The organism is Tardiphaga sp. 619_E2_N8_4 (genome assembly GCF_051810905.1).
Classification (GTDB): domain Bacteria; phylum Pseudomonadota; class Alphaproteobacteria; order Rhizobiales; family Xanthobacteraceae; genus Tardiphaga; species Tardiphaga robiniae.
The window spans coordinates 4,802,872-4,818,644 of sequence record NZ_JBPWQJ010000001.1; the positions used below are offsets into that span (position 1 = coordinate 4,802,872).

The 15,773-nt window shown below is 61.9% G+C and carries 16 protein-coding genes; 9 read left to right on the top strand and 7 right to left on the bottom strand.

Annotated elements, in window-relative coordinates; translation table 11 throughout:
- The first annotated feature begins 83 nt into the window (after positions 1–83).
- On the top strand, positions 84–662 hold the full coding sequence (locus AB8A23_RS23115) for a peroxidase-related enzyme (RefSeq protein WP_089267324.1): 579 nt from the start codon (positions 84–86) through the stop codon (positions 660–662).
- Positions 663–688: 26 nt separating this feature from the next.
- Positions 689–1,198, top strand: a complete 510-nt coding sequence (locus tag AB8A23_RS23120; RefSeq protein ID WP_175367366.1) for an MgtC/SapB family protein — start codon at positions 689–691, stop codon at positions 1,196–1,198.
- Here AB8A23_RS23120 and AB8A23_RS23125 read toward each other — a convergent pair.
- Positions 1,159–1,785 carry a ParB-like protein gene (locus AB8A23_RS23125; protein ID WP_439058105.1) on the bottom strand — a complete coding sequence of 209 codons (627 nt, stop codon included), beginning with the start codon at positions 1,783–1,785 and terminating at the stop codon, positions 1,159–1,161. The two genes, AB8A23_RS23120 and AB8A23_RS23125, sit on opposite strands and share 40 nt — an antisense overlap.
- 175 nt (positions 1,786–1,960) lie before the next feature.
- Here AB8A23_RS23125 and AB8A23_RS23130 point away from each other — a divergent pair, with 175 nt between their 5' ends.
- From AB8A23_RS23130 to AB8A23_RS23160, 7 genes are all read left to right on the top strand, one after another.
- The gene (locus AB8A23_RS23130) at positions 1,961–2,308 is read left to right on the top strand and encodes a hypothetical protein (protein ID WP_089267170.1); all 348 of its coding nucleotides are present in this window, start codon (positions 1,961–1,963) and stop codon (positions 2,306–2,308) included.
- Positions 2,309–2,497: 189 nt separating this feature from the next.
- Positions 2,498–2,779, top strand: coding sequence for an acyl carrier protein (locus tag AB8A23_RS23135; RefSeq protein WP_002711294.1), 282 nt, complete (start codon positions 2,498–2,500; stop codon positions 2,777–2,779).
- A 9-nt stretch (positions 2,780–2,788) separates the two neighbouring features.
- Entirely contained in the window at positions 2,789–3,262 is a 474-nt protein-coding gene (locus tag AB8A23_RS23140) for a 3-hydroxyacyl-ACP dehydratase FabZ family protein (RefSeq protein WP_089267169.1), read from the top strand.
- On the top strand, positions 3,255–4,457 hold the full coding sequence (locus AB8A23_RS23145) for a beta-ketoacyl-ACP synthase (protein WP_439058104.1): 1,203 nt from the start codon (positions 3,255–3,257) through the stop codon (positions 4,455–4,457). The genes AB8A23_RS23140 and AB8A23_RS23145 overlap by 8 nt, the downstream gene beginning before the upstream one ends.
- 116 nt (positions 4,458–4,573) lie before the next feature.
- On the top strand, positions 4,574–5,854 hold the full coding sequence (locus tag AB8A23_RS23150) for a beta-ketoacyl-ACP synthase (RefSeq protein ID WP_089267167.1): 1,281 nt from the start codon (positions 4,574–4,576) through the stop codon (positions 5,852–5,854).
- Positions 5,855–5,958: 104 nt separating this feature from the next.
- Entirely contained in the window at positions 5,959–6,981 is a 1,023-nt protein-coding gene (locus AB8A23_RS23155) for a zinc-binding dehydrogenase (protein WP_439058103.1), read from the top strand.
- A complete protein-coding gene (locus AB8A23_RS23160) occupies positions 6,981–7,916 on the top strand; it encodes a lipid A biosynthesis lauroyl acyltransferase (protein ID WP_439058102.1) in 936 nt (311 codons plus the stop codon). The genes AB8A23_RS23155 and AB8A23_RS23160 overlap by 1 nt, the downstream gene beginning before the upstream one ends.
- Positions 7,917–8,026: 110 nt before the next feature.
- Here the strand turns inward: AB8A23_RS23160 and AB8A23_RS23165 are convergent, their stop codons facing one another.
- The 6 genes from AB8A23_RS23165 to AB8A23_RS23190 form a co-directional block, all read right to left on the bottom strand.
- The gene (locus AB8A23_RS23165; RefSeq protein WP_439058101.1) at positions 8,027–9,133 is read right to left on the bottom strand and encodes a polyamine ABC transporter substrate-binding protein; all 1,107 of its coding nucleotides are present in this window, start codon (positions 9,131–9,133) and stop codon (positions 8,027–8,029) included.
- Between the two features lie 15 nt (positions 9,134–9,148).
- A complete protein-coding gene (locus AB8A23_RS23170) occupies positions 9,149–10,303 on the bottom strand; it encodes an aminotransferase (protein WP_439058100.1) in 1,155 nt (384 codons plus the stop codon).
- A 7-nt stretch (positions 10,304–10,310) separates the two neighbouring features.
- Positions 10,311–10,643 carry a rhodanese-like domain-containing protein gene (locus tag AB8A23_RS23175; protein ID WP_439058099.1) on the bottom strand — a complete coding sequence of 111 codons (333 nt, stop codon included), beginning with the start codon at positions 10,641–10,643 and terminating at the stop codon, positions 10,311–10,313.
- Positions 10,644–10,811: 168 nt separating this feature from the next.
- Positions 10,812–12,734 carry a potassium transporter Kup gene (locus AB8A23_RS23180; RefSeq protein WP_231080935.1) on the bottom strand — a complete coding sequence of 641 codons (1,923 nt, stop codon included), beginning with the start codon at positions 12,732–12,734 and terminating at the stop codon, positions 10,812–10,814.
- Positions 12,735–12,858: 124 nt separating this feature from the next.
- The gene (locus AB8A23_RS23185) at positions 12,859–14,760 is read right to left on the bottom strand and encodes a potassium transporter Kup (RefSeq protein ID WP_089267162.1); all 1,902 of its coding nucleotides are present in this window, start codon (positions 14,758–14,760) and stop codon (positions 12,859–12,861) included.
- A 171-nt stretch (positions 14,761–14,931) separates the two neighbouring features.
- The gene (locus AB8A23_RS23190; RefSeq protein WP_068730582.1) at positions 14,932–15,756 is read right to left on the bottom strand and encodes an OmpA/MotB family protein; all 825 of its coding nucleotides are present in this window, start codon (positions 15,754–15,756) and stop codon (positions 14,932–14,934) included.
- Between the last annotated feature and the right edge of the window lie 17 nt (positions 15,757–15,773).

A 15,773-nucleotide genomic window follows, 5' to 3' on the forward strand; every position in this document is an offset into this window, starting at 1 on the left:
GGCATGCATTGCCGCAAGCGCTTTGCGGTGACGGCGTGATCGCCTATGGTCTCGTGAAACAGAAACGTTCACGGGAATGCCAGATGACCCAGCCGATTGCGCAGCGCTTTCCGACACCCGCCCTCGACAAGCTGCCCGAGGACATCCGCACGCGCATTATGGGCGTGCAAGAAAAGTCCGGCTTCGTGCCGAACGTGTTCCTGTCGCTGGCCTATCGCCCCGACGAATTCCGCGCGTTCTTCGCCTATCACGACGCGCTGATGGAAAAGGACAGCGGGTTGACCAAGGCCGAGCGTGAGATGATCGTGGTCGCGACGTCAGCCGCCAACCAGTGCCATTATTGCGTCATCGCGCATGGTGCGATCCTGCGCATTCGCGCCAAGAACCCGACCATCGCCGACCAGATCGCCGTCAACTACCGCAAGGCCGACATCACGCCGAAGCAGCGTGCGATGCTGGACTTCGCCATGAAAGTGAGCCGGTCCGCCGAGACCATCGGCGAGCAGGATTTTGCCGAGGTCTCCGGCCACGGCTTCAGCGACGACGATATCTGGGACATCACCGCGATCTCGGCCTTCTTCGCGCTGTCGAACCGGATGGCCAATGTCACCAACATGAAGCCGAATGACGAATTCTATATGATGGGCCGGCTGCCGAAATAGTGGCAGGGGTTTAGAAGGATCTCGCATTGCTCGACTGGACGGACATTATCCTACGTCTCGGCATCGCCGCCCTCGTCGGCGGCGCCATCGGCCTCAACCGCGATCTGCACGGCAAGCCCGTGGGCGTGCGCACGCTGGGGCTCGTCAGCCTGGCCACTGCCATGATCGTGGTGCTGGCCGATCCGCTCGGCAAAGGCGGCTTCACGGATGCCGGGAGCCGGGTCATTCAGGGCATACTCACAGGCGTTGGCTTTCTCGGTGCCGGCGTGATCTTTCATGCCGAGCGGCATTTCCGTGTCCGCGGCCTGACCAGCGCCGCCTGCGTCTGGCTGACCGCCTGTGTCGGCATCATGTGCGGCGCCGGCCATTGGCGCATCGTCACCGTCTCGGTGGTGATCGCCTTCCTCGTGCTGCTGCTCGGCGGAAGGATCGAACGCGCCCTGCATCGCGTGCTCGGCGGCAAAGGCGACCCCGCGTCGGTTCCGATGGATGCGCCTCAGTCGTCGGACGCCGGTCCGCACCAGCCCGGCAAATAGATCGCATCCTTGCTTTTGGCGATCGCCAGCGCTTTCTCCAATGCCTTGGTGAAATCTGCATCGACCTCCTTGGTGGAGAGCCGGCTGCGAAACAGGTCCGCCCACAGGAATTCGCTGAACGGCGTGGTGTCCTTGGCATAGCCACCGGCGCGGCGAATTTCGCCGGCCAGGCTGCGGAACGGATCGTCCTTCAGGCCCGTCACCGATTTCGGAATGTCCTTGAAGTGTCGTCGCTCGCCCTTGGCGTCATAGGGATAGGCCCAGCGGCGGTGATCGAGCACACCCCAGAATGCTTTCATATCGACCATCGTGAGATCCGCGATCACGGTGACGAGCACATCCTTCACGCCTTCGTCATGCAACGCACGTGCGAGATGATGGTGATCGACCACGTAGTGACGCTGATCCGGCCCCAGCACCACGGGGATCATGTGCTGGCCGAGCAGTTCGGCCTGTTTGCGCTTGGACTTATGCGCGCGCCAGCGTTTGCGCTTCTCCTTCACTTCGCGCATGCCCACCGTCATCTGCGTTGGCCGCAGCGACAGGATCGGGACCGGATGCAGCAACGGTTCGCGTGTGTTGGGCATGTGGCCTCCCATATCTAATGTCTGTCCGGAACGAACTATGGCATGGCCGCTACGCCGATGCGGATCAGTTCCACGTCATCTCTGACGATTGCCGCATCCGTGCCATGCGGACTTTATCTGCGCGAAGCGGCCGCCTCGTGGTAGACTGCGACATTGCATGCGCAGACCCACGACCATGAAGACCCAGCAGCCGATTATCAGAGAAGATGACGAGCACCGCGTGCTTCGCTTCGTGCCTCGCACCTCGGCTACGCTGCCACACCATCCCACCGCTCCTGCCGACCAACCCCGCCGCCGCCAAACGACCGGCGCCAGCGACCTGTCCCGCTATCAACAGGCACAGGACGACCCAGACGACTTCCGTCACCGGATGCTGGCCAATAGCGCAGCCTTCGGCTTTACGGTGATCCTGGTGGGTGTCGGGATCTGGCTCGCGGTCAGCATCGCGGATCTCCGCAAAACCCAGGATTGCGTGTTGATGGGCCGCCGCGACTGCGCCCATATTGTTGCGCCGCACGGCTGAGGCGCGCCAAACCCTCTTTCCACAGCCCACAGGGGCTGGTGAGCAGGCGCTCAACTGCATTGAACTGCCGCCCCCGCTCCGATATACGGGCAATCGACTCTATACGGCGGACCGGGACTGCCCCGGGGCGAAGCCCTGTCTTTGCGCGCGCCGATCGAACATTATCTTCAATATATCAAAGGCTTAGTAATGTCCTCCACATTCGATCAGGTCGCTACAATCATCGCCGAGACTTGCGACATTCCCCGCGACACGATCACGCCGGAAAGCCACGCCATCGACGATCTGGGGATCGACAGCCTCGACTTCCTGGATATCGCTTTCGCGATCGACAAGGCGTTCGGGATCAAGCTGCCGCTCGAAAAGTGGACCCAGGAGGTCAATGACGGCAAGGCGACCACCGAGCAGTATTTCGTCCTGAAGAACCTCAGCGCGCGCATCGACGAATTGGTCGCGGCCAAGGGCGCGTAACGCCCCGCCATGAACCTCGAATATTTTCACCTGATCGACCGCATCACCGACCTCAATGTCGGCGAACGGACGATCACGGTCGAAGCCAACGTACCCGAGACCAGCACCATCTTTGAGGGCCACTTCCCGGGTTATCCGCTGATGCCCGGCGTGCTGCTGATCGAGTCGATGGCGCAGACTTCTGGCTGGCTGCTGATCGCGCTGATGAAGTTCGAGCGTATGCCCTTCCTCGCCGCGGTGAAGGAAGCCAAGATGCGCACCTTCATCACGCCCGGCACGAAGCTGGACATCACCGCCAGCGTGCTGCACGAAGGCGACGGCTTCTACATGACCACTGTCAAGATCAAGGTCGACGGCAAACTGACCTGCAACGCGCAGCTCACCTTCAAGACCGTCCCGTTCCCCCATCCGGATCTGCGCGGTCACATGGACATCGTGGCCGAACGCATCGGATTTCCCCTACAGGCGATCACCAATGGCTGAAACCCGACCGATGACATCCGAGCCGGTGGAAGCGTGGATCACCGGCATTGGCCTCGCCACGTCATTGGGCGAAGGCCCTGACGCACATTGGGATGCGTTGAACAACAAGCGCATCAACGTCGATGAAACCGGCTTCGCTCCAAACATCGTCCACCCCCTCGCGCCGGTCTCATACGACGCGCAGATCCCCAAGAAGGGCGATCAGCGGCAGATGGAAGCCTGGCAGCGGATCGGCACCTATGCCGCCGGCCTTGCGCTGGATTCGGCTGGCGTCAAAGGCAACAAGGACATCCTGTCGAGGATGGACATGATCGTTGCCGCCGGTGGCGGTGAGCGCGACCTGGCCGTCGATTCGGGCATCCTGAATTCGGAGGGCTATGGCGCTGCGACACCGGGCCTGCTCAACGAAAAACTGCTCAACGATCTCAGGCCGACTCTGTTTCTGGCGCAACTCTCCAACCTGCTCGCCGGCAATATCGCCATCGTGCACGGCGTCACCGGTTCGTCCCGTACCTTCATGGGCGAGGAAGCGGCTGGCGTGGACGCCGCGCGCATCGCACTGGCCCGCATCGCTGACGGCCAGAGCGACATCGCGCTGATCGGCGCCGCACATAATGGTGAGCGCAAGGACCTGCTGCTGCTGTACGAATTCGACGACTTCAACCTGAAGAACAAATTCGAGACCGTGTGGGCACGCGAGGCGAATTCGGGCTTTGCGCTCGGCTCTGCCGGCGCATTCCTCGTCATCGAATCCAGGGTGCATGCAGAAGCGCGCGGTGCCAAGCCTCTCGCACGTCTCAAGAGCGTGGTCGCCGATCATGCCCGTCGCAAGACTCCCGGCGAAGTCACCGCTTCGCTGCAGGGGTTGTGGTCGAAGCTCGGCGCGAAGAGCGACGCTGCGATCATCACCGGCGCGACCGGCGCGGAACCCGTGACATCGGAAGAGCGCGCCTTCCTGAAGGATCATGCGGATGTCGCCATCCGCGGCACCGGCACTCTCTTCGGTCATACGCTCGAAACCCAATTCCCGCTTGGCCTCGGCCTTGCGGCGTTGGCGATCTCGCGCGGCGCAATGTTTCCGCCGAACGATTCAACCGGCCTCGAGATTGAAAAGTCCGGCAAGCCCACCCAGATTGTGGTGATCGGCGCCGGCCACTGGCGCGGCGAAGGCATGGCGCTGGTTGAAGCCATCTAGAACCCATCTGGGCTCTAGATTTTTCTTATGTTTGAGCAAGATCTTATCCGAAAACCGGCATCCACTTTTCGGGATCATGCTCAAGTTAAGCGGTCGACGCGGCCGACGGAGAGAGCATGACTGCAACGCGCGATAAATTCGGCCGACCGATCGTTGTCGTTACGGGCATGGGTGTTGCGACATCGCTCGGCGCCGGCAAGGAAGACAACTGGGCCAAACTCACCGCCGGCGAATCCGGCATTCGCACCATCACGCGTTTTCCCACCGACGGCATGAAGACGACTATGGCGGGCACGATCGATTTCGTGCCGGTCGAGCCGTTTTCCTCCACCGACCTCTCCGAGAAGCTCGGCGAGCTCGTCACCGAGGAAGCCATCGCGCAGGCCAATATCGGCAGCAAGGGCGACTTCCCCGGCCCGCTGTTCCTGGCGGTTGCGCCCGTCGAAGTCGAGTGGCCGCAGCGCCAGGTGCTGGCCAAGGCCGCAGGCGCCAATAGCGACATCAATTACGACACGCTGCTGCGCGTCGCCGGTGGCGGCAAGTTCGTTCAGTATCACCGCCGCTTCCTGTTCGGCTCGGTCGCCGACCATCTCGCGGACACGTTCGGCACAAAAGGCTCGCCAATCTCGCTGTCGACCGCTTGTGCCTCCGGCGCTACTGCGATCCAGCTCGGCGTCGAAGCGATCCGCCGCGGCGAAGCCGATGCGGCGCTGTGCGTGGCCACCGACGGTTCGGTGAACCCGGAAGCGCTGATCCGCTTTTCGCTGCTATCGGCACTCTCGACCCATAACGACCCGCCGCAGAAAGCTGTCCGTCCCTTCGCCAAGAACCGCGATGGTTTCGTGATGGCCGAAGGCGCCGGTGCGCTGGTGCTGGAAAGTCTGGAAGCCGCCACCGCGCGCGGCGCCAAGATCCTCGGCATTGTCGCCGGTTGCGGCGAACTCGCGGACTCCTTCCACCGCACCCGTTCCAGCCCGGACGGCAAGCCGATCATCGGCTGCGTGAACAACGCGCTGGTGGACGCCGGTCTGACATCCGACCAGATCGACTACATCAACGCCCACGGCACCGGCACGCCGGAAAACGACAAGATGGAGTATCTCGGCATTTCCAGCGTGTTCGGTGAACGCGCCAAGGAAATTCCGGTCTCGTCGAACAAGTCCATGGTCGGCCACACGCTCTCCGCCGCCGGCGCAGTCGAGGCCGTGTTCTCGCTGCTCACCCTGGAACACCAGCGGATCCCGCCGACGATCAATTACGATGTTCCCGATCCGGCCATTCCGTTCGACGTGGTTCCCAATACCGCCCGCGATGCACGCGTGACGGCCGTGATGTCGAATTCCTTCGGCTTTGGCGGCCAGAATGCCTCGCTGATCCTCACCGGCGAGCCCGTTTAAGGCTCCCCGGCCCCGTTGGCCGCCCCTCGCCGGTTGACGTCATGGCGTGAACCGGCGATACGCAGGCCATCCGAAATCAACCTTTCTTGCCGGAGACGCGGTTCATGCGTGCGCTCAATCTTGTTGCCGATCGTGAGCTCGTCGTCGTCGACGTGCCGCCGCCCCCGCCGCCTGCTGCCGGCGAAGTGCAGATCCGCGTCAAGGCTGTCGGCCTGAACCATATCGACGTCTGGGGCTTCCGCGGGATGGCCTTCGCCAAGCGCAAGCTGCCGCTGTCGATCGGCGCCGAAGCTTCCGGCGAAGTCGCCGCCGTCGGCGAAGGCGTTACCCATGTAAAGCCCGGCCAGAAAGTCGTGATGTATGGCGCGCTGACCTGCGGGCACTGCAAGGCCTGTCAGGAAGGCCGCGACAATTTCTGCGAGAACGTCGGCGGTCTCTATGGCTTCCACATCGACGGCTTCTCGCGCGAACTGATGAACATGCCGGCGCGTCTGGTGATCCCTGTCCCTGACGGCATCAGCTTCCGCGACGCCGCCTGTGCCCCGATCGCCTTCTCCACCGTGCAGCACATGCTGTTCGACAATGCCAAGCTGCAGCCCGGCGAGACCATTCTGGTCCATGCCGGCGGCTCAGGCATTGGCACCGTGGCCATCATGATGGCCAAGAAGATCGGCTGCACCGTCATCACCACCGTGGGCGACGATTCCAAGATCGAGGGCGTGAAGGCCCTCGGCGCCGACCACGTCATCAACTATCGCAAGGATCGCTTCGAGGGCGAGACCCGCAAGATCACCAAGAAGAAGGGCGTCGATGTCGTGTTCGAACACGTCGGTGCCGATACCTTCAACGGCTCGCTGCTGGTGATGAAGCGCGGCGGACGTCTCGTCACCTGCGGCTCGACCTCGGGACCGACGACGACGATCAACCTGATGCAGCTGTTCCAACAGCAATACCGCATCTTCGGATCGTTCGGCGCCACCATGAAGAACATTGCCGAGAGCCTCGACAAGATGGCTGACGGCATGCTGCCGGTGATTGATACCGAAGTGCCGATCAGCGACGTCGAGACCGCGCTGAAGCGGATGGAAACCCGCCAGGTGTTCGGCAAGATCATCGTTCACTTCTGATGCTCCGCCTGCTGCTTCGCACCAAGGCCCGCATTCGCGATGCCCTGAAGCCTGCAGGCGACGCTGCTGTCGGCGCACTGACGATCGGCATCCTGCGGACCACGCGCTATTTCGATCCGGTCAAGACCGCCAATCGGTTTGGCAAGATCACCCAGCGCATCGGCCCGCTGTTTCGCGAAGACAAGATCGGCCGCGCCAATCTCACCGCCGCCTTCCCCGAGAAATCACCGGACGAGATCGAGAAGATTCTCGCAGGTGTCTGGGACAACATGGGACGCATTGGCGCGGAATTCGCGCATCTCGACAAGATCTGGGACTATGACCCGGCCAATCCGACCAAGCCGAGCAATGTCGAATTCTCCGCGCGCACCGGCGAGATTTTCGATCAACTGCGCGACGACGGCAAACCGGCGCTGATTTTCGCCAGCCATCTCGGCAATTGGGAAATTCCTGCGCTCGCCGCCGTGGCCCACGGCTTGGACGCAGCCGTGCTCTATCGGCGACCGAACAGCGCCGCCGCTGACCGCGCCATTCACCAGACGCGCGCGATCAACATGGGCAACCTCATTCCGGCCAGCCACGACGCGCCGCTCAAGCTCGCGCACGCGCTGAACGAGGGCAAGCACGTCGCCATGCTGGTGGATCAATGGTTCACCAACGGCGTCCCGGTGGATTTCTTCGGACGCAAGACCAACGCCAATCCGATGCTGGCGCGGCTGTTGCGCCAGGTCGATTGCCCGATCCACGGTGTTCGTATCATCCGCCTCCCCGATCATCGCTTCCGCATCGAAGTCTCCGAAGAGGTGAAGCCGGTGCGCGATGCCAATGGCAGGGTCGACGTTCAGGGTACCATGCAGGCGGTGACGTCAGTGCTCGAAGGCTGGATCCGGGAATATCCGGAGCAGTGGCTGTGGCTGCACAGAAGGTGGCGTTAGAACACCATCACTCTCCACGTCATTGCGAGGAGCCCTTGCGACGAAGCAATCCAGTCTTCGCGCGTGGCTTTCTGGATTGCTTCGCTTCGCTCGCAATGACGACCGATAGGTCAGCGCCCCGTCTTCACCTTCGTCCATAACCGGTTGATCACGCGTTGCGTGGCCGGATCGCGTGCGGTGATGACGAACAGCTTCTGAAGCATCACCTCATCCGGATAGATCGTCTTGTCGTTCAGGATCTTCGGATCGATCAGCTTCTGGCTGGCGAGATTGCCATTGGCATAGCCGAGGAAATCCGAATTCTTCGCCGCGACATCCGGCCGGTAGAGATAGTTGATCAGCTCATAGGCCTCATTGACGTTCTTCGCATCGGCCGGGATCGCCAGATTATCGAAAAACATCTGCGCGCCCTCCTTCGGCACCGCATAACCGATCTCGACGCCGTTCTTCGCTTCATCCGCCCGCGCACGCGCCTGAATGATGTCCCCCGACCAGCCAACCACGAGACAGATCTCGCCGGTCGCCAGCGCGCTCAGATATTCCGAAGAGTGAAACTTGCGAACATTGCCTCTGATCTTGCCGACGAGATCGGCCGCCTTTTCGAGGTCGGGCTGTTTGGTGGAATTGGGATCGAGACCGAGTGCATTCAACGCCGCCGGCAGAATGTCATCCGCGGAATCCAGCATATGGACGCCGCAATCCTTGAACTTCGCAAGGTTCTCCGGCTTGAAGACGATGTCCCAGCTGTCGATCTTCGCGTCAGGCCCGAGGATTTTCGCGACCTGCTTGACGTTGTAGCCGATGCCGGTGGTGCCCCACATGTAGTTCGCGGCAAACTGATTGCCGGGATCGTAGATCGCAAGGCGCTTCGTCACTTCCGGCCAGGCATTGCCGAGGTTCGGCAGCTTCGCCTTGTCGAGCTTCTGGAACACCTTTGCGGTAATCTGGCGCTGCAGGAAATAAGCCGTCGGCACCACGACGTCGTAACCGGACTTGCCGGCCAGCAGACGCGTCTCCAGTGTCTCGTTGGCGTCGAAGGTGTCGTAGACGACCTTGATGCCGGTCTCCCTGGTGAAGGCCTCCAGCACACCGGGCGCCATATAGTTCGACCAGTTGTAGAAGTTGACGACGCGCTCTTGCTTCTGGTCTTGCGCCTGCACCGGCAAGGACCACAGCAGCGCCGCTCCGACGACCCACGCGATCCCGTGCTTGCCCATGCGCATCAACTTCCTCTAGCGGCCATGAACGGCGTTGGACAGGCGTTCCAGCGCGGTATCGAGCGTTGCGTCGTTCTTGGCGAAACAGAAACGCACCACCGAGGTCACCTTGTCCTGCTCATAGAAGGCCGACACCGGAATCGCCGCGACCTTGTAGTCGTAGACAAGCCGTCGGCAGAATTCCTCGTCGGTCTCGTTCAGCCCCAGCGGCGACAGATCGACGGTGAGGAAGTACGTGCCCTGCGACTTGATGACGGGAAAGCCGATGCTCTCCAGACCGGCGGCCAAACGATCGCGGCTACGCGCGAGATCGGCACGCATGGTCTTGAAGTACTCGTCGGACTTGCCGAGGCCATAAGCGACAGCAACCTGCAGGTTGGGTGCGGTCGTGAAGGTCAGGAACTGATGCACCTTGGCGCAGACGCGCAGGAGATGCGGCGCGGCACAGACGAAGCCGATCTTCCAGCCGGTGAGCGAGAAGATCTTGCCGGCCGAGCCGACCTTGATGGTGCGATCGCGCATGCCGGGAATGGTGATCAGCGGGATATGGTCGTGGCCGTCGAAGGTCACATGTTCCCAGACTTCGTCGCAGATCGCGATCGTATCGAATTCCTGACAGAACTTCGCCAGCAGTTCGAGATCCTCGCGCGGCGACACCACCGCAGCCGGGTTGAGCGGGCTGTTGAACAGCACGGCCTTGGTCTTGTGATTGAAGACCGCGCGGAGATCTTCTTCCGTGAGACGCCAATGCGGCGGCTTGAGGCTGACCAGACGCGGAATGCCGCCGGCCTGCCGGATGATCGGCAAATAAGAATCGTAGACCGGCTGGAAGCACACGACTTCGTCGCCGGGCTCGACCACCGCGAGGATCGACGAGGTCAATGCCTCGGTACCGCCGGAGGTCACCATGACCTCCGTCATCGGATCAAGCGAGAGCTTGTGCCAGTGCTGGTAATGCGTGGCGATCGCCTGACGCAGCTCCGGGATGCCCATCATCGACGGATACTGGTTATAGCCGTTCAGCACCGCATCGGCGGCCGCCTGACGGATATCGTCGGGACCGGGATGATCGGGAAAGCCCTGCCCGAGATTGATGGCGTTGTGATCGCGCGCAAGCTGCGACATCGCCTCGAACACCGTGACGGGCAGCTCAGAGAAGATCTTGTTCATCGAGCGATCAGCCAACCTTTGTCGGCAGGCCTGCGGCCTTCCATCCAAGGATTCCACCGGCGAGGTGCTTGTCATAGGCAAGGCCATCGGCCTGCGCGGCCAGCGAGGCCGTCACCGAGCGCTTGCCGGAGCGACATGCGAAGACGATCTGCTTGCCCGCGGGATCAGGCAGATCGGCGCTGTCGAAGGTCGACAGCGGGACCACGACAGCGTCCGGATAGGCCTCGACCGCGACCTCGTTGGGTTCGCGCACGTCAACCAGCAAATACTTGCCTTCAGTGATCCCCTTGGACACTTCCTCGGGCGTCAAATCGTGAACGGTATGAGCTTCGCCTGCCACAACAACCTCCTGCCGCCCCGGTCTCCGGAGCGAATGCGAAGGGGCGGAAACGCCCCTGTTTTCGGGCGCCAACGTCGCCTCTCGCGCGGCGAAAATCAAGCGCCGGAAGAGCTTATTGTCGGGCCTGATCCTGCCCGAAAACCGCAAGCCCGCTTTTCGGGATCAGGCCTAGATAGTCACCTGCGTGCCTACCTCGACCACCCTCCCCGTGGGGATCTGGAAATAGTCGGTCGCGTCATTGGCAGTGCGGCTGAGCGCGATGAACAGATGGTCCTGCCAGCGCGGCATGCCGGAATGCACCGCAGGCTTCAGCGCCCTGCGCGAGAGAAAGAACGAGGTCGACATGATGTCGAACTGCCAGCCGGTCTTGCGCGCAATCGCGAGGGATTTCGGCACATTCGGCGATTCCATGAAGCCGAAGCGCAGCGTCACTTTCGAGAAGGTCGCGCTGATCTCTTCCATGCGCACCCGCTCACTGGGATCGATGCGCGGCGTTGGTGCGGTTTCGATGGTGAGAATAACGTTCTTCTCGTGAAGCACTTTGTAGTGTTTCAGACTATGCATCAGCGCCGTCGGCGCACTCTGCGGATCGCTGGTGAGAAATACCGCCGTGCCGGCCACGCGCTGCGGCGGACGTTTCTCCAGCATGGCCACAAGATCGGCCAGCGGAAACTCCAGCTTGCGCGACTTCTCGAACAGCAGGCGGCTGCCGCGCCGCCACGTATACATCATGAGAATGATCACGCCGCCCATCACCAGCGGCACCCAGCCGCCGTCGAACACCTTCAAGAGGTTCGCGGTGAGGAACGTGACGTCGATCACCAGAAACGGCACGATCAGCGCCGCAGCCGCGATCGGCGACCACTTCCAGCCGCGCCAGATCACCACAAAGCCCATCATCGCAGTGACGACCATGGTGCCGGTGACCGAGATGCCATAGGCCGAGGCCAGCGAGCTCGATGACTTGAACAGCACGACAAGCACGATCACTGCGATGAACAGCAGCATATTGACGCGCGGAATGTAGATCTGGCCGGAATGCGACTCCGATGTGTGCCGGATTTCGAAACGCGGCAGCAGGCCAAGCTGGATCGCCTGCTGCGTCAGCGAATAGGCGCCGGTGATCACGGCCTGACTCGCAATCACAGTGGCAGTCGCCGCGAGGATCACCATCGGGATCAGCGCCCAGTCGGGAAACATCAGATAGAACGGATTTTCCAGCGCGGTGGGATCATGCATCACCAGCGCAGCCTGGCCGAAATAGTTGATGGCCAGTGACGGCAGCACGAGAAACAGCCAGGCCAGCTGGATCGGCTTTTTGCCGAAATGGCCGAGATCGGCATAGAGCGCTTCGGCGCCGGTCACGGCGAGAAACACTGCGCCCAACGTCACGAAGGCGATGATGCCGTGATGGAACATGAAGTAGATCGCATGCACGGGATTGAGTGCCGCTAGCACTTCAGGATGCTTCACGATCTGCGGAATGGCCGCTACCGCGATCACGATGAACCATAGGCACATGATCGGTCCGAAGAACGTCGCGACCTTCGCAGTGCCACGCGATTGCACGGCGAAAAGCGCCACAAGGATCACGATGGTGAGCGGTACAACATAGGGATCGAAGGCGGTGGTGACTAGCTTGACGCCCTCGATGGCCGAGAGCACGGACAGCGCCGGCGTGATCACCGCGTCGCCATAGAACAACGCCGCGGCGATGATGCCGAGCATCACCACCACCGGCCCGCTCGATCCGATCGCGCGCTGGGCCAGCGCCATCAGGGCCAGCGGGCCACCCTCGCCGTTATTGTCGGCGCGCAGCAGCAGCACGACATATTTGAGCGTCACGACGATGATCAGGGCCCACAGGATCAGCGAGAGGACGCCCAGGATTGCTTCATTGTCGATGCCGGGCGCCTTGTGGCCCCCGGCCGCGACCAGCGCTTCACGGAGCGCGTAAAGCGGGCTGGTGCCGATGTCGCCATAGACGACACCGATACTGCCCATGACGAGCGAGCCGAAGCTGGCCGTCGAGTGCCCATGGGTAGGGTCCGCCGGGGATGCCGCGGCGGGAGATGCGCTATCGATGGTCATGGAAACGGCCTCGAAGACTTCTGAATCGCAGGTCTCTGAACAGCGGGGCAGCGAGGCCGTTCCCGGCCCCGATGATCACACTCGTTATAGCGCAAATCGGGGAACCGGACATGACAAAAGATGCTTAGATCGTCACCTGAGTACCGACCTCCACCACGCGTCCGGTGGGGATCTGGAAATAGTCGGTGGCGTCGTTCGCCGAACGGCTGAGCGCGATGAACAGATGGTCCTGCCACAACGGCATGCCGGATTGCGCCGACGGCTTCAGCGAGCGCCGCGACACGAAGAACGACGTCGCCATGATGTCGAACTGCCAGCCGAGTTTACGCGCGACGACGAGCGCCTTGGGGACGTTCGGCGATTCCATGAAGCCGAAACGCAGCTTCACCATCGAGAACTTATCACTGATATTCTCCATGCGGACGCGTTCTGCCAGATCGACCTTCGGCGTCTGCGCGGTCTCAATGGTCAGGATCACATTGTGTTCGTGCAGAACCTTGTTGTGCTTCAGATTATGCAGCAGCGCCGTCGGCACGAATTCGGGATCGCTGGTGAGAAACACCGCGGTGCCCTTTACGATATGCGGGGGGCGCTTTTCCAGGCTCTTGATGAGATCGCGCAGCGGCACTTCGATACGGCGCGTCTTGGTGATCAGGATCGCCGCGCCGCGGCGCCAGGTCCAGATCATGCCGGCCATCAGCACGCCGAACAGCAACGGCACCCAGGCGCCTTCCAGCAGTTTCAGGAGATTGGCACTGAGGAAGGCCAGATCGACGAACACCAGCGGCGCGATGATCGCAGCAGCCGTCGCGGCCTTCCAGTTCCACAGCTTCCAGATTACCACGAAGCCCATGATGCCATCGGCCACCATGGTGGTGGAGACCGCGATGCCATAGGCCGAGGCCAGACCACTCGACGATTTGAACAGCAGCACCAGCAGCAGAACGCCAATCAGCAGCAGACGATTGACCCGAGGCAAATAGATCTGGCCGGCATGGGTCTCGGAGGTGAAGCGCACTTCGAAGCGCGGCAGCAGCCCAAGCTGCACCGCCTGACGCACCAGTGAATAGGCGCCGGTGATCACCGCCTGGCTTGCGATCACGGTGGCAGCCGTCGCCAGCGCGATCAGCGGCAACAGCATCGATTCCGGTGCCATCCGATAGAACGGATTTTCGATCGCCGCCGGGTTCGACAGCACGAGCGCGCCCTGCCCGAAATAATTGATCATCAACGCCGGCAGCACGAAGAAGAACCAGCCGTATTGAATTGGTCTGCGACCGAAATGGCCGAGATCAGCATAGAGCGCCTCGCCGCCGGTCACGGCGAGGAAGACTGCGCCCAGGGTCACCAGACCGATGGTCCCGTGGGTCAGCATGAACTGCACGGCATAATACGGATTGATCGCCTTCAGCACCGTCGGATCATCGAAGATGTGCGAGGCGCCCATCAGCGCGAGCGCCGTGAACCAGATGATCATCACCGGCCCGAAGGCGGAGGCCACCTTGGCGGTGCCAATCCGCTGCACCGAGAACAGCACGACGAGAATCGCGACCGTGACCGGCACGACATAAGGTTCGAGCGCAGGTGCCTTGAGCTTGAGGCCTTCCACCGCGGAGAGCACCGAGATCGCCGGGGTGATCATGGAATCGCCGATGAACATCGAGGCGCCGATCACGCCCAGTACCATCAGCGGCAAGCTCCGCCGACCCAGGGCACGCTGGCCGAGCGCCATCAGCGACAGTGTTCCACCCTCGCCATTGTTGTCGGCGCGCAGCAGGAACAGCACGTATTTCGCTGTCACGACGATGAACAGCGCCCACAGGATCAGCGAGAGCACGCCGAGCACGATGACGGGCGTCACCGGCGCGCCATGCGTTGCGCCGTGTACCGCCTCGCGGAACGCGTAAAGTGGCGACGTTCCGATGTCGCCGAACACGACGCCGATACTGCCGACCGTGAGCGACCAGAACCCGGTATGAACCGGAACTTCGATCGGTCCCTCGCCTGTTGTTTCCGTAACGGCCATTCTGCTCGTAACGCCTCTGGACAATCCGGACCCGGCTATGGCGCGCCGGGCAATGCCAGTCAACCGGGACACTAGCCTATACTGCCGCAGATCGCTTATCGGGAGCGCAGCAAAAATCGGCATTGCCCAGCAAAAAAAGAGGCTGGAGCAGTAAAAAAGGAATTGACTGTTTTACGGCTTGAGGTTTGGCGGCAGCGGGGGGTCTTCCCGCATCAGCGTAATGGTCACCCGCCGGTTGGCAGCCATGGTCGGATCATCGGGAAACAGCGGCTGGCTGTCTGCCTTGCCTGATACCGAAAAGATATGGGACGACGGCAGGCCTTCCCGTTCCAGAATCTGCCGAACGACATTGGCGCGATCGGCCGACAGATCGAATGCATCATATTCGCTGCGCGCCGGCACGAAACCCGCGGCGGTGTGACCGACGATCGCCACGCGCAGCGGCGTTGCCTTCAGCGGCCCGGCGAGTTTCTGCAGCAGCAGACGGGTGCGCTCATAAGGAACCTTGGATCCGTCAGCAAACATCGAGCGGCCGTTCTGGTCGATGATTTCCAGATTGAGGCCCTGCTTGGTCTCCTCGAACATGATGTTCTTGGAGATCTCGTTGATCTCCGGCATGTCCTGCAGCGCCTGCCGCAGTGATGCCGAGGCGAGCGCGAATTCGCGGTCCATCTTCAGCTTGGCGCCCGCGGGACGGCCGCCCTTCTCGCTCGGACTGGTGATGTTCGACGCATCGTCCGGCGACACATGGTCCTTGTTCTTCGTCTGACCGCGCGTCGGCAGACCATCGGATTCGATCACACCTGAATAACGCGCATCGGATTGCACGCCGAATGCTTCGCGAACCGAGCCGGCAACGATCTTGAGTTTGGCGCCATCAGGGCTGGAGAATGCCACCAGCATGACGAAGTAGCTGAGCAGCAGCGCCATCAGGTCGGCGAAGGTCACGAACCAGCCATGGCCGCCGTGTGCTTCTCCGCGTTTTTTCTTCGCCATCGGACGTGCTCCGAGCC